Source organism: Amycolatopsis sp. NPDC114504, assembly GCF_055633595.1.
On the sequence record NZ_JBVKDU010000003.1, the window covers coordinates 853,696 to 867,256 of the forward strand.

14 protein-coding genes are annotated in these 13,561 nt (G+C 70.4%); 8 read left to right on the forward strand and 6 right to left on the reverse strand.

Features of this window, described 5'->3' with window-relative positions:
* The first annotated feature begins 78 nt into the window (after window positions 1-78).
* From ACZ7PG_RS25450 to ACZ7PG_RS25470, 5 genes are all read left to right on the forward strand, one after another.
* Window positions 79-876 (forward strand): SDR family NAD(P)-dependent oxidoreductase, encoded by a 798-nt coding sequence (locus ACZ7PG_RS25450; RefSeq protein ID WP_470241579.1) that lies wholly within the window; start codon window positions 79-81, stop codon window positions 874-876.
* 95 nt (window positions 877-971) lie between these two features.
* On the forward strand, window positions 972-2,267 hold the full coding sequence (locus ACZ7PG_RS25455) for an acyl-CoA dehydrogenase family protein (RefSeq protein ID WP_470242407.1): 1,296 nt from the start codon (window positions 972-974) through the stop codon (window positions 2,265-2,267).
* Window positions 2,268-2,287: 20 nt separating this feature from the next.
* Window positions 2,288-3,490 (forward strand): acyl-CoA dehydrogenase family protein, encoded by a 1,203-nt coding sequence (locus ACZ7PG_RS25460; RefSeq protein ID WP_470241580.1) that lies wholly within the window; start codon window positions 2,288-2,290, stop codon window positions 3,488-3,490.
* A gap of 47 nt (window positions 3,491-3,537) precedes the next feature.
* Window positions 3,538-3,750, forward strand: a complete 213-nt coding sequence (locus ACZ7PG_RS25465) for a hypothetical protein (RefSeq protein WP_470241581.1) — start codon at window positions 3,538-3,540, stop codon at window positions 3,748-3,750.
* Between the two features lie 3 nt (window positions 3,751-3,753).
* Window positions 3,754-4,620 (forward strand): peptidoglycan recognition protein family protein, encoded by an 867-nt coding sequence (locus ACZ7PG_RS25470; protein WP_470241582.1) that lies wholly within the window; start codon window positions 3,754-3,756, stop codon window positions 4,618-4,620.
* Here the strand turns inward: ACZ7PG_RS25470 and ACZ7PG_RS25475 are convergent.
* The 4 genes from ACZ7PG_RS25475 to map form a co-directional block, all read right to left on the reverse strand.
* Window positions 4,609-5,670 carry an alpha/beta fold hydrolase gene (locus ACZ7PG_RS25475; RefSeq protein ID WP_470241583.1) on the reverse strand — a complete coding sequence of 354 codons (1,062 nt, stop codon included), beginning with the start codon at window positions 5,668-5,670 and terminating at the stop codon, window positions 4,609-4,611. The two genes, ACZ7PG_RS25470 and ACZ7PG_RS25475, sit on opposite strands and share 12 nt — an antisense overlap.
* 112 nt (window positions 5,671-5,782) lie before the next feature.
* Complete coding sequence (locus ACZ7PG_RS25480) at window positions 5,783-6,628, reverse strand: SDR family oxidoreductase (RefSeq protein ID WP_470241584.1); 846 nt, start codon at window positions 6,626-6,628, stop codon at window positions 5,783-5,785.
* A gap of 59 nt (window positions 6,629-6,687) precedes the next feature.
* Window positions 6,688-7,200 carry a GNAT family N-acetyltransferase gene (locus tag ACZ7PG_RS25485; RefSeq protein ID WP_470241585.1) on the reverse strand — a complete coding sequence of 171 codons (513 nt, stop codon included), beginning with the start codon at window positions 7,198-7,200 and terminating at the stop codon, window positions 6,688-6,690.
* Window positions 7,201-7,209: 9 nt separating this feature from the next.
* The gene (gene map / locus ACZ7PG_RS25490; RefSeq protein WP_470241586.1) at window positions 7,210-7,974 is read right to left on the reverse strand and encodes a type I methionyl aminopeptidase; all 765 of its coding nucleotides are present in this window, start codon (window positions 7,972-7,974) and stop codon (window positions 7,210-7,212) included.
* 166 nt (window positions 7,975-8,140) lie between these two features.
* Between map and ACZ7PG_RS25495 the strand changes: the two genes are divergently transcribed.
* Genes ACZ7PG_RS25495 through ACZ7PG_RS25505 form a run of 3 tightly spaced genes read left to right on the forward strand, consistent with a single transcriptional unit; the run spans window position 8,141 to window position 10,365 of the window.
* Window positions 8,141-8,674, forward strand: a complete 534-nt coding sequence (locus ACZ7PG_RS25495; RefSeq protein ID WP_470241587.1) for a YbaB/EbfC family nucleoid-associated protein — start codon at window positions 8,141-8,143, stop codon at window positions 8,672-8,674.
* 15 nt (window positions 8,675-8,689) lie between these two features.
* The gene (locus ACZ7PG_RS25500) at window positions 8,690-9,025 is read left to right on the forward strand and encodes a hypothetical protein (protein WP_470241588.1); all 336 of its coding nucleotides are present in this window, start codon (window positions 8,690-8,692) and stop codon (window positions 9,023-9,025) included.
* Window positions 9,022-10,365, forward strand: a complete 1,344-nt coding sequence (locus tag ACZ7PG_RS25505) for a hypothetical protein (RefSeq protein ID WP_470241589.1) — start codon at window positions 9,022-9,024, stop codon at window positions 10,363-10,365. Before ACZ7PG_RS25500 ends, ACZ7PG_RS25505 begins: the two co-directional genes overlap by 4 nt.
* Before the next feature lie 59 nt (window positions 10,366-10,424).
* On the opposite strand, the gene ACZ7PG_RS25510 is transcribed toward ACZ7PG_RS25505, so the two are convergent.
* The gene (locus tag ACZ7PG_RS25510) at window positions 10,425-11,579 is read right to left on the reverse strand and encodes an acyl-CoA dehydrogenase family protein (RefSeq protein WP_470241590.1); all 1,155 of its coding nucleotides are present in this window, start codon (window positions 11,577-11,579) and stop codon (window positions 10,425-10,427) included.
* Window positions 11,576-13,561, reverse strand: coding sequence for an acetyl/propionyl/methylcrotonyl-CoA carboxylase subunit alpha (locus ACZ7PG_RS25515; RefSeq protein WP_470241591.1), 1,986 nt, complete (start codon window positions 13,559-13,561; stop codon window positions 11,576-11,578). The genes ACZ7PG_RS25510 and ACZ7PG_RS25515 overlap by 4 nt, the downstream gene beginning before the upstream one ends.

The window sequence follows — 13,561 nt, forward strand, 5'->3', positions numbered from 1 at the left end:
CCGCGCACACCCAGGGATCGCCGATCCCCCGATCGGCGCACTCTGCCGGGTCGCCGCGAGCGCGGCGACGCTGAAGCCATGACCACCTACCTCATCACCGGCGCCGGCGGTGGCCTCGGCGCCCTCACCGCCCGCGAGCTCGCCGCCCGGGGTCACCGGGTCGTCCTCGCCGTGCGCGACCCCGCCCGCGTCACGCCGCCGCCGGGCGACACCAAGGTCCGGCGCCTCGACCTCGCCGACCTGGCCTCGGTGCGCGCGTTCGCCGCCGGCTGGACCGGCGACCTCGACGTCCTGGTCAACAACGCCGGCGTCATGGCCGTGCCCTACGGGAAGACCGCCGACGGCTTCGAGACGCACATGGCCGTCAACCACTTCGGGCCGTTCCTGCTGACGACCCTGCTGCGGCCGCACCTGACAGGACGGGTCGTTACCGTCTCGTCCGGACTGTCGCGGATGGGACGGCTCCGTCTCGACGACCTGAACTGGGAGCGCCGCCGCTACTCGAAGATGGGCGCGTACGCGCAGTCGAAGCTGGCGAACCTGCTGTTCACCCAGGAGCTGCAGCGGCGGCTGACCGAATCCGGGAGCGGCGTCCGTGCCGTTGCCGCCCACCCCGGCGTCGCGCGGACCGGGATCGACCGGAACTACAGCGGCGTCCAGGCCATGGCGCTGAAGGCGCTCTACCCGGTGATCGCGCAGCAGAAGGCCGAGTACGGCGCGCTGCCCATCCTGTTCGCCGCGACCGAGGACGTTCCGGGTAACGCCTACGTCGGCCCGGGTGGCCGGAACGGCGGGCAGCCCCGGCTCGAGCGACGCCGGGACCACGGCGACGCCCGGGAGCTGTGGGAGATCTCGGCCCGGCTCACTCGTAAGTGAGCCCACACTGGCGCCGAAGCGACTCCCGCGTTAACCTACTCACGAGTAGGTAACGGATGGAGGGCCACATGGCTGCGCCAAGGAAACGGGACGCGATGGGCTGGGGCCTGTCCGCGCTGACCCGGCTGGCCGGGAGCAAGGTCGTCGATCGGGCGGGGCTGCGCAAGCCCATCGAAGGCCTGGTCACCGCGGGGACGCGCACCGGCTTCCGCGCCGCCGGCGCGGCGACCCGGTCGTTCAAGTCGGTGCAGAAGCTGGGCAAGCCCGCCCGGCTCACGCCGGCCGGCGACACCGGACTGTTCGACCTCACGCCGAGCGAGGACCAGCAGCTCATCGTCGAAACCGTGACGGAGTTCGCCGCCGAGCAGCTGCGCCCGGCCGCCGCGGACGCCGACGCCAAGCTCGAGGCGCCCGAAGGCCTGCTGACCCGGGCCGCCGAGCTGGGCATCAGCCTGGTCGGCATCCCGGAGGAGCTCGGCGGGGTCGGCGTCGAACGCTCGGTCGTCACCAACGCGCTCGTCGCGGAAGCGCTCGCGCACGGCGACCTCGGCCTGGCCGTGGCCGTGCTCGCGCCGTCCGCGGTGAGCACCGCGCTGGTCAGCTGGGGCGACGAGCAGCAGCAGGCCGACTACCTGCCCGCGTTCGTCGGCGAGAATGTGCCCGCCGCGGCGCTGGCGTTGCAGGAGCAGAAGGCGCTCTACGACCCGTTCAAGCCCGCGACGAAGGCGCGCCGCACGCCGAAGGGCTACCAGCTCGACGGCGTGAAGAGCCTGGTCCCGCGCGCCGCGCAGGCCGAGCTGTTCATCGTGTCGGCCGACCTCGAAGGCCGCGGCCCGGCACTGTTCCTCGTCGAGTCGTCGAACGTCGGGGTGACCATCGAGGGCGAACCGGCGATGGGCCTGCGCGGCGCCGCGACCGGCAAGCTGCACCTGGAGCGCGTGAACCTGCCCGCGGGCGCACTGCTCGGCGGCGGCAAGCTCGACGTCTTCACCGACCTCGTCCGGCTTTCGCGGCTGGGCTGGGCGGCGCTGGCCGCCGGCACCGCGAAGGCCGTCCTCGACTACGTCGTGCCGTACGTCAACGAGCGGACGGCGTTCGGCGAGCCGATCAGCCACCGGCAGGCGGTCGCGTTCTCCGTCGCCGACATCGCGATCGAGCTGGAGGGCCTGCGGCTGGTGACGCTGCGCGCGGCGGCGCGGGCCGAGCAGGGCAAGCCCTACGCCCGCGAAGTCGCGCTGGCGCGGAAGCTCGCCGTGGACAAGGGCATGCAGATCGGCAGCGCGGGTGTGCAGCTGCTCGGCGGGCACGGCTTCGTGAAGGAGCACCCCGTCGAGCGCTGGTACCGGGACCTGCGCGCCATCGGCGTCATGGAAGGCGCCGTCCTTCTCTAGGCTTCGGAAAGGCGTTAACGATGATTAACTTGGAAGCTCCCAAGAAGGCCGGCGCGCTGATCAACCAGGCGTACCAGGCCGCGGCCGAGGTGTTCCGGCCGATCTCGCGCAAGTACGACCGCGCGGAGCACACGTACCCCAGCGAGCTGGACATGTTCGCGGCGCTGCTGGACGGGCTCAACTCCTCCGGCGAGGGCGGCGCGGGCGCGGCCGGCGTGCGACGCTCCGGCGACGACAAGGAAAAGGGCAACCGCAACGGCGCCAACCTGAACGTGGTCCTCGGCACGATCGAGATGTGCTGGGGTGACGTCGGGCTGCTGCTGTCGATGCCGCGCCAGGGCCTCGGCAACGCGGCGATCGGCTCGGTCGCGACGGACGAGCAGCTGGAACGCTTCTCCGGCATGTGGGCGGCGATGGCGATCACCGAGCCCGAGTTCGGCTCGGACTCGGCGGCGGTCAGCACGACGGCCCGCCTCGACGGCGACCACTACGTCCTCAACGGCGAGAAGATCTTCGTGACGTCGGGCGAGCGCGCGGACGCGGTGGTGGTCTGGGCGACGCTGGACAAGTCCAAGGGCCGCGCGGCGATCAAGTCCTTCGTGGTGGAGAAGGGCACGCCGGGCTTCGAGGTGGTGCGCGTCGAGCACAAGCTCGGCATCCGCGCTTCGGACACGGCGGTGCTGCGCTTCGAGAACTGCCGCGTGCCGGCGGAGAACCTGCTGGGCACGCCGGAAATCGATACGGCCAAGGGTTTCGCGGGCGTCATGCAGACGTTCGACAACACCCGTCCGCTGGTGGCGGCGATGGCGATCGGCGTGGCCCGGGCGGCGTTGGAGGAGACCCGCCGGATTCTCACCGAGGCGGGCGTGGTGATCGACTACGACCGCCCGGCGAACTCGCAGCACGCGGCAGCGGCGGAGTTCCTTCGCCTGGAGGCGGACTACGAGTCGGCCTACCTGCTGACGCTGGAATCGGCGTGGATGGCGGACAACCGCAAGCCGAACTCGCTGCAGGCGTCGATGGCGAAGGCCAAGGCGGGACGTTCGGTCGTCGAGATCGCGCTGAAGTGCGTCGAGCTGACCGGGGCTTACGGCGAAGAGTCTTTGCTCGAGAAGTGGGCCCGGGACGCCAAAATTCTGGACATTTTCGAGGGGACGCAGCAGATTCAGCAGCTCATCGTCGCCCGGAGAATTCTCGGGAAGTCGAGCGCCGAGCTGAAGTGAGCGCGGGGCGGTCGGCCTCCGGTACCCTCGCGGTCCGGAGGCCGACCGTGACCGAACACAGCGAGACCGTCGTCCATGAGCCTGGGGATTCCACGCCGATCAAGACGCCCGAAGAATGGGCTGCGGAAGGCTGGGACAAAACCCGGCAGCAACCGAAGACCCTCGACGAAGCGCGCGAAGCACTCGCCGCCCGGATCGCGGCGCGCGATGCGCCCGATACCGAAGCGGACGCCGGTGCCTACGACGCTCTGAAGGGCTGACCCGTGTACGTTCCCTGGCTCGTCGATGCCGCCCGCAGCACCGGGTATCCCGTTGTCGAAGTCCCCGGGTGGCAGACCCGCGGCCACGGCGGCATGCGCGTCGTCGAAGGTGTTGTCGGGCACCACACCGCCACCGCCGACTCCGCGCCCGGGGACTACCCCTCGCTCGACATCGTCACGCACGGCCGCGCCGATCTCGCCGGACCGCTGTGCAACCTCGGCCTCGGCCGGAGCGGCACCATCTACGTCGTCGCCGCCGGGTGTGCCTATCACGCCGGTGCGTCGCGGTGGCTCGGGTTCCTCGATGTGAACGACGAGTTCCTCGGCATCGAAGCGGAGTCCGCGGGCGCCGGTGGCTGGACGGCCGCGCAGCTCGACGCCTACCCGAAGCTCGTCGCCGCGCTGCTGCGGTACATGAACCGCGGTGTCGAACGCTATGCCGGGCACAAGGACGTCTGCGTTCCCGTCGGCCGCAAGATCGACCCCGTCGGCATCGACAGTGCTTGGCTGCGCGAACGTGCGGCCAACCCCACCAGCACCGGGCCCGTCGGCGTCGAGATCCTGGAGCGCATCACCGTCACGCCGCCGGACGCCGGTGAGCACAGCGTCCGCGTCTACCTGTCCGGCAGTCCCGGCGGGGCGATCGTGATCCGGCCGCGGCTGGGCGGCGACGGCTCCGCGCGGCCGATGTGGGTTTCGAACATCTTCGCGTGGGGCTCGGATCGCGCGGGCGTCGGCCACAACCCCGCGCAGAACCCCGGCCACGACCCGAAGCTGACGTCTCACCGGCGCTACGAAGTGCCCGGCGCGGTCTGGGCGGACGTCAGCTACAGCGCGGCCGAGCCGTTCGAGATCGACCTAGTCGGCTGACGCCTGGTCGTCGAGGAACTCGTCCAGGTAGCGCCACGTCGTGCCGCGTGCCTTGCGGCCCGTCAGGACGCCGAGGTGGCCGCCCGGCGCCGTCTTGAAGCGGACCTCCGGGGCCTTGTCCAGCAGTTCCACCACCCGCTCCACCGACGGCCGCGGCGCGATCGTGTCGTTCTCGCCCGCCACCACCAGCGTCGGGACCCGGACCGAGGACAGCGAGATGATGCGCCCGTTGAGGTCCACCTTGCCCTCCGCCAGGTCGTTCGTGCGGAACAAGCGGTGGTACAGCTGGCCGAACGTGCGGCCCGGGTAGGCGTACATGTTGCCCATGAAGTGGTCGACCGCCTCGATCTGCGCGAGGTAGTCGCGGTCGTCGAGGTGCGAAAGGATCGCGATCGGCTTCGTGATCTCCTTGCTGATGCCCGTCGCGCGGAACACCCGACTGACCAAATAGGACGGTGCGCCGCCGAACGCGCGGTAGATCGGGGTCAGCAGGTGGCCGTTCGTCAGGTCCACCAGCGGGCGGAACGGCGCGATGATCGGGATCGCCGTGAAGTCCACCGGGGAGCCGATCGCCGTGATCGACGCGATCGGCAGGTCCGGCTGGTCCGCGTTCACCAGCAACGAGAAGATCCCGCCCAGCGACCACGACACCAGGTGCACGGCCTGGCCACCGTTGTCGGCGCTCACCTTGCGGATCGCGCGCGGCAGGACCTCGTCGATCCAGTGCTCGATGCCCAGGCGGCGGTCCGAGAAGGCGACCATGCCGTAGTCGACGAGGTACGCGTTGCGACCGCCCTCGACCAGGTGCTCGATGAGGCTGCAGCCGCGGCGCAGGTCGAAGCAGATCGCCGGCGCGGCCAGCGGCGGCACCAGCAGGATCGGTGGCCCGGACACCGGACGGCTGCTGTGCGTCATCCGGTACACCGAGCGGTTGGGCCCCTGGTCGATCAGCACCCGCGGCATCGGGCGCAGGTCGGCGACACCGCCGTGCAGCACCTTGCCGACCACGTTCGACGCCGCCGCGGCCAGCCGTGCGGGCGGTGAAACCATTTCGAAAGCCTCCTGCGACGTCCCCCGGGCACTTCCGGCCAATCTTGCCCGGTCAGGCCGGTGGACTCAACAGCGGCCACGTCCAAATCGGACAGTGACTAGGCCGTCCGAGTTACTCCGTGCCCGCCCCGGGTGCGCTTTCGGCGGCGCGCGCCTCGTAGTCCGCGCGGGCCGGGGAATGGGCCGCTGAAGCCAAAAGCTGGTCCGCTTTCAACGCGCGGGCGAGCTCTTCGCCGGCCCGCCGGGGCAGCAGCCGGGTGAGCTTGCCCATAGTGCCCACCGAGCGGGGCACGAAGACCTCGAGCCGGGGCTTGCGCAGCGTGGACACGATGGCGTCGGCCACGTCCTCCGGCCGTGACGACTTGAAGAACTTCGCCTCGCCGAGTCCGCTCGCGAGCTCCGTCCGGACGATCGCCGGCATCACGCACGAGACGTGCACCCCGGATCCGTGCAGCTCCAGGTGCACCGCTTCGGACAATCCGACGACGGCGTGCTTGGTCGCGCAGTACGTCGCCGCACCCGGGAAACCCGCCTTGCCCGCGAACGACGCGACGTTCACGATGTGCCCGGACCGTCGCGGCCGCATCCGCTTCATCGCTTCGCGGGTGCCGTGGATGACGGCGTGCAGATTGATCTCCAGCTGACGCCGGGTCGTCGCGTCGCTCTCGTCCTCGAGGCGGGCCAGCGGCATGATCCCGGCGTTGTTGATCAGGACGTCGATCCGGCCGTGGCGGCGCTCGACCTCGTCGAGGAACTCGGTGAAGCCGCGGATGTCGGTGACGTCCAGCGGCAGCGCTTCCGCGTCCAGCTCGCCGGCCGTTTTCTCGGCCCGGACCTGGTCGAGGTCGCCGATCACCACCCGCGCGCCCAGCCGGGACAGCGCCGACGCGGTCGCCGCGCCGATCCCCTGCCCGCCGCCGGTGATGACGACGACCTTGCCCGCGAGCTCCTCGGCCATGGCGACTCCTTCGTCTGTTGGCAACCCGTCAACAGTGTCACCCCTGGTCCGCGATCGCGCTACCCCACGCGTTGCTCCAGGACCTGCCCGACCCACTCCTCGACGTGGAACTGCACGGTCGGCTTGAAGCCCTGGCTCTCGTAGTAACGCTGCAAGGCACCGTCGCCGCCGGCCCAGCAGTCGACGCGCACGAGGTCGATGCCGCGCCGCCGCGCCTCGTCGAGCGCGTATTCGACGAGGCGCCCGCCGACGCGCCGCCCGGTGAACCGCCGCGACGTGATCAGCAGCCGGACGTACAGTTCACGCTCGTTAACCGGCGGCACGTGCGGGTCGTGCTCCTCGGAGACGATCAGCGCGCCGGCCGCCTCGCCGTCGACCATCGCGATGCGCAGGCCCGGGTCCGCGGCCATCACCTTGACGCGCTCGACGCGCTTCGGGACGCGGGTCCACGGCTCGGTCCCCCACTGCTTAGAACTGCCGCGCGCGACGAGCCATTCGACGGCCTCGTCGAAGAAGCGCAGCAGTGTGTCAGCATCCCCAGAGTCACCCGATCGGATGACGATGTTGTCCATTCCCCTTGTCTACCGCACGGTGAGCACACGCGGGCCGTCTTCGGTGATGGCGATGGTGTGTTCGACGTGCGCGGCGCGGCTGCCGTCGGTGGTGAGCAGCGACCAGCCGTCCTCGGCGCACCGGTAGGCGTCGCCGCCGCGGGTGAGCATCGGCTCGATCGCCAGCGCGAGACCGGGCTTGAGCCGCATCCCGCGGCCCGCGCGGCCTTCGTTCGCCAGGTGCGGGTCCTCGTGCATCCGCCGGCCGATCCCGTGGCCGCCGTGGTCCTCGAGCATGCCGTGGCCCGACGCGCGCCCGGCGGTGCCGATCGCGTGGGAGATGTCGCCGAGCTTCGCGCCCGGCTGGGCCGCGGCGATCCCGGCGGCCAGGGCGCGCTCGGTCGCTTCGATCAGCGCGAGGTCGAGTGGGTCGGCGTCGCCGACGACGAAGCTGATCGCGGCGTCGCCGTTCCAGCCGTCGAGGATGGCGCCGCAGTCGATGCTGACCAGGTCGCCGTCCTGGATGCGGTACGCCGTCGGGATGCCGTGCACGACGACGTCGTTGACGCTGGCGCAGATGACCCCGGGATAGGGCGTCGGCGCGGACCACGGCTGGTAGTGCAGGAACGACGGCTTGGCCCCGGCTCCGCCGATCACCTGCGCGGCGACCTCGTCGAGCTCGCGCAGGGAGACGCCGATCGCGGCGGTCTCCTTCACCGCGTCCAGCGCCTGGGCGACCACTCGCCCGGCTTCGCGCATTGCCGCCAGCTCGGTCGCGGATTTGATCTCGACCATGACGATAACTATACCGGTATAGATATCGGCGTCCAGCAGGTGCAGCGGCCCTTCGGCACCCGGGGTCGGCATCGCGTTCAGCCTGCGGCTCCGTTCGAGCCATCCGAAGTTAAAACTGCGCTGATTGACTTGCAGGGTTCACAACCTCTCTCGCGACGAGGACAAATTGACCCAGTCAGTGCCCCCCGGCGGCGACCCGCTGGCCGCGTTCACCGTCGAACTCGAGGAAATCCAGGCGAAAGCCGCGGCGGCGCAAGAACAGCTGCGCACCGCCGTCGCCTCGGTGCAGTCGCCGGACGGGGCGGTCTCGGTGACCGTCGGCCCGAGCGGCGTCCTGCAGGAGCTCCGGTTCGGCCCGCGCGCGTACGAACGGCCCCCGCAAGCGTTGTCCGGCCTGGTGATGCAGTTGATCGGCCGGGCCCAGCAGAAGGTCTCGGCCCAGGTCGCCGACGCGTTCAGCGGCATGGTCGGCGAGGACTCGGCCGCCCGCGAACTGCTGGACGAGTTCCTGCCGGCACCCGAAGCGGAAACGCCCACGGACAAGAGCGACGTGTTCATGCCGGAGCAGGAGGCCGACGACCGGCCCCCGCCGCCCGCGCACCGCCCGCCACCGAACCCGCAGCCGCCTCAGCCACCCCCGCCCCGTCGTCGTCCCCGGCCCGCGCCGGACGAGGACGACGGCGACAGCAACCCCTGGTAGTACGGAGGAGAACCGGTGGTTTCCGGAGAAGGTTTCACGGTCGACCCGGCCGAGCTGCAGAAGTTCAGCCAGTTCCTGTCCGGCACCACGCAACCGGCGGTGCAGGACGCCGCGAACCGGATGCAGGCGGCGAACGGGTTCGACAACGCCGCGTTCGGCATCCTGCTCGCGCAGGTGCTCGCCGTGCCCTCGCGGATCACGATGGGCGTGATCACCGGGGAGATCACCAAGCTCGTCGGTGACATCGGCAAGTCCGCCGACGACCTCAAGAAGGCCGCCGAGACGTACGCGACCCACGACTCGAACACCGCCCAGGGTTTGAGCACTTTCGAGACGGAGCTGGGCAAGTGACCGTTCCCATCACGGCATCGAACTCCACGACCGGCGCCGGCGTCTTCGACAGCTGGAAGCAGGTCGGCGACTCGATCGGCAAGGTCCAGACCGAGCACGGCGGCGACCTCGCGGCCGTCAGCGTCGAGCTCGGCATCAACGTCATCAGCGCCGTGCTCGACACCGTCGCGTTCGCCATGGACCCCCTCGCGAAGCTGATCGCGGCGGGCCTGGGCTGGCTGATCGAGCACGTCTCGTTCCTGAAGTGGCCACTGGACCAGGTCGCGGGCAACCCCGCGGAGGTCACGAAGGTCGCCAACGAGCTGCACAAGATCGGCGAGTCGCTGCGCAACACCGGCACGTCGCTGGACGACACGCTCAAGGCCACGATCACCCAGTGGCAGGGCAAGGGCTACGACAGCTTCCTCAAGTCGATCAACGACCGGAAGGGCTGGATCGACGCGAACGCCAAGGCGGCCGACGTCGCCGGCTACATGGTCGAGACCACCGGCGCCCTGATCGGCGCGGTCCGCTCGCTGCTGCGCGACATCATCACGACGATCCTCGGCGACATCATTTCGACGATGCTGATCGCGCTCGCGCTGGCCATCCCCACCTTCGGCGCGTCGATCGCCGTCGGGGTGACCAAGTGCGTCGCGACCGTCTCGGTGCAGGTCGCGGCGATGATGGCGAAGCTCGCCAAGGTCGTCTCCTACGCCGGCCGCACGCTGGCCCGGCTCACCGGGCTGTCGAAGCTGGTCAAGGGGAAGCCGGGCTCCTCCTCGAGCGCGGGGCACGAGATGACGCCGATGCCGCCGCCGGGTACCGCGATCACCCACAACGGCCCGCCCACGACCGGCGGCGCCACGCCCAGCACGCGTCCTCCGGGCGACGGCACGACCCCCAACTTCTCGCGGCCACTGCCCCCGCCGGGCACGGCGGTCACCCACGACGGCCCGCCGCCGACCGGTGGCGCGACGCCCAGCGCCCACCCCGGCGACGGCACCACGCCGAACTTCTCGCGGCCGCTGCCGAAGCCGCCGGAGCCGCCCAAGCCGACGCCGCCGAAGTCGCACCTGAGCGACCACGACGTCTCGACGATCAAGAAGCACGAGGACTGGCTGAAGACCAAGTTCGGCGACAGCTACAAGAAGATGAAGTTCGTCGACGACTGGCTGAAGGCCAAGGCCCCGGACTACTACCCGATGCTGAAGTCGCTGTCCGACGCCAAGAGCTCGAAGAACTTCGTGGGCTGGGCGGGCAAGGACATCGTGCAGGTCGACCGCGGCCTCACCGACATCCAGATGCAGGCGGAGGCCGCCTGGGCCGAAGAGGACAAGAAGCAGCAACAGCCGCAGTAGCCGAAAAGGGCACCTCCCGCGGGAGGTGCCCCTTTCGCAACGTCAGGCGACTTGCGACGTCAGGCGACGCCGAGGTGGCGCGAGATCAGCATCTTCTGGACCTCACTCGTGCCCTCGCCGATCTCCAGGATCTTGGCGTCGCGGTAGAAGCGGCTCACCGGGTACTCGTTCATGAAGCCGTAGCCGCCGAAGATCTGCGTCGCGTCGCGCGCGTTGTCCATGGCCGCGTTGGACGCCACCAGCTTCGCGATCGACGCCTCCTTCTTGAACGGCTCGCCGCGCAGCATCTTCGACGCCGCCTGGTAGTACGCCAGGCGCGCGGTGTGCGTGCGGACCTCCATGTCGGCGATCTTGAACTGGATCGCCTGGTACTCCCCGATCCGCTTGCCGAACGCGACGCGGTCCTTCACATACTGCAGGCACTCGTCGACGCAGCCCTGCGCCAGACCCACCGACAGGGCGGCGATCGCGACGCGGCCTTCGTCCAAAATGGACAGGAACTGGGCGTACCCGCGGCCGCGCGTGCCGACCAGGTTCTCCGCCGGGACGCGGACGTCCGAAAAGGACAGCTCGTGCGTGTCCGAGCAGTTCCAGCCGACCTTGGAGTACTTCGGCGCCACCTCGAAGCCCGGCGTGCCGGACGGGATGAGGATCGCCGAGATCTCCTTGCGGCCGTTCTCCATCACGTCCGTCACGGCCGTGACCGTGACCAGGCGCGTGATGTCCGTGCCCGAGTTCGTGATGAACGCCTTGCTGCCGTTGACGACCCAGTCTTCACCGTCCAAAGTGGCCCGCGTGCGGGTCGCACCCGCGTCCGAGCCGCCGCCCGGCTCGGTCAGGCCGAAGCCGCCCAGTGCCGTGCCCTCGCACAGCGACGGCAGCCACTTCTCCTTCTGCTCCTGCGTTCCGAAGCGGAAGATCGGCATCGCGCCGAGCGAAACCCCGGCCTCCAGGGTGATCGCCACCGACGAGTCGACCCGCGCGAGCTCTTCCAAGGCCAGGCACAGCGCGAAGTAGTCGCCGCCCATGCCGCCGAACTCCTCGGGGAAGGGCAGGCCGAACAGGCCCATCTCCCCCATCTTGGCGACGATCGCGTACGGGAACTCCTCCTTCTCGTACAGCTCGCCGATGACCGGCGCGACCTCGGCGTGCGCGAAGTCCTCCACGGTCTTGCGGAGGGCCTCGTACTCCTCGTCCAGGCGGAAGTCGATCACTGCTGCTCCTCTTGGGGCGTGACTACGGCAAGGGTTTCGTCCAGCGCGACCTGTTGGCCGGCCCGGACGGGGAGCTCGCTGACCACGCCGTCGATCGGCGCGGTGACCGTGTGCTCCATCTTCATCGCTTCGACGACCAGCAACGGCGTCCCGGCCTTCACGACGTCTCCCGCGGCGACCTTGACGACGAGCACCGTGCCCGGCATCGGGCTGGTGATCGGCCCGGCCCCGGCGGCCTCGCCGCGCGAAGACAGGACGAACTCCTGCTCACCGAAGGGAAAGCTCAGTCCGTCCCGGGCGAGCCAGACCGTCCGATCCGGACCGCAGGCCTGGCGGTACCGGTCGAACCCGCCGGCGTGGCGGATCTCCAGGACGTCACCGTCGCGCCGGGCCGAAACCTCGACGGGCTCGCCGTCGTCGACCTGGACGACGGCGGAAGCGGGCGTGCCCTGCACCCGGACCACGGCCTTGGCCTGGCCGGACTTCAAGCGGAAGGTGACCCCGCCGGACCCGCCCATGCGCCAGCCGTCCGGCACGTCCCACGGGTCCACGACGGACCCCGACGGCTGCAGCTCCAGCAACCGGTCCACGGCGGCCGCGACGAAGAACTCCTCGGGCACGTCCGAAGAGACCAAAGTGGACAGCCGGCGGTCGACCAGCTCGGTGTCGAGCCGGCCGGCCCGGACGTCCTCGTCGGCCAGCAGCCCGCGCAGGAACGCCGTGTTGGTGCCGACGCCCAGCAGTGCGGTGTCGGCCAGCGCCATGTCCAGCCGGTGCAGGGCGGACGCGCGGTCCGGGCCCCAGGCGATGACCTTGGCCAGCATCGGGTCGTAGTTCGAGCCGATCACCGCGCCGCGCGTCATCCACGAGTCGACGCGGACGCCGTCACCGGCCGGCTCGTGCACCGCCAGCACCGTCCCGCCCGTCGGGATGAACCCGCGCGCCGGGTCTTCGGCGTACACGCGCGCCTCGACCGCGTGTCCATTGAGGACGACGTCTTCCTGCGCGACGGTCAGGTGTTCGCCCGCGGCCACCCGGACCTGCCACTCGACCAGGTCGAGGCCGGTGACCAGCTCGGTGACGGGGTGCTCGACCTGCAGCCGGGTGTTCATCTCCATGAAGAAGAACTCGTCCGGGTCGTGCGCCGACATGATGAACTCGACCGTGCCCGCACCGACGTACCCGACCGAGCGCGCGGCCTCGGCCGCCGCGGTGCCCATCTTCGCGCGCGTGGCCTCGTCCAGCAGCACCGACGGCGCTTCCTCGATGATCTTCTGGTGCCGCCGCTGCAGGCTGCACTCGCGCTCGCCGAGGTGGATGACGTTGCCGTGCTGGTCGGCCATGACCTGGATCTCGATGTGCCGCGGCGTCGTGACGAACCGCTCCATCAGCAGGGTGTCGTCACCGAAGGAACCCTTGGCCTCGCGCCGCGCGGACTCGATGGCCGCGTCCAGTTCGGACTCTTCGCGGACCAGCCGCATGCCCTTGCCGCCACCGCCGGCGGACGGCTTGAGCAGCAGCGGGTAGCCGACCTTCGCGGCCGCCTCGGCGAACCCGCCGGCCGGGATGTCCACATCGGACGCACCGGGCACGACCGGGACGCCCGCCGCGGACACCGTCGCCTTGGCGCGGATCTTGTCGCCCATGGCGTCGATCGCCGCGACCGGCGGGCCGATGAACACCAGCCCGGCCGCCTCGCAGGCCCGCGCGAACTCGGCGTTCTCCGCCAGGAAGCCGTAACCCGGGTGCACGGCCTGCGCGCCCGAAGACACGGCGGCGTCCACGATGGCCGGAATGGAGAGGTAGCTCTTCGCGGCCTCCGCCGGACCGATCCGGACCGCGGTGTGCGCCTCCCGGACGTGCCGCGCGTCGGCGTCGGCGTCGCTGTACACCGCGACCGCGCGGATGCCGAGCGCCCGCAGCGTGCGGATGACCCGGACGGCGATCTCGCCGCGGTTGGCGACCAACACTGAGTCGAACAT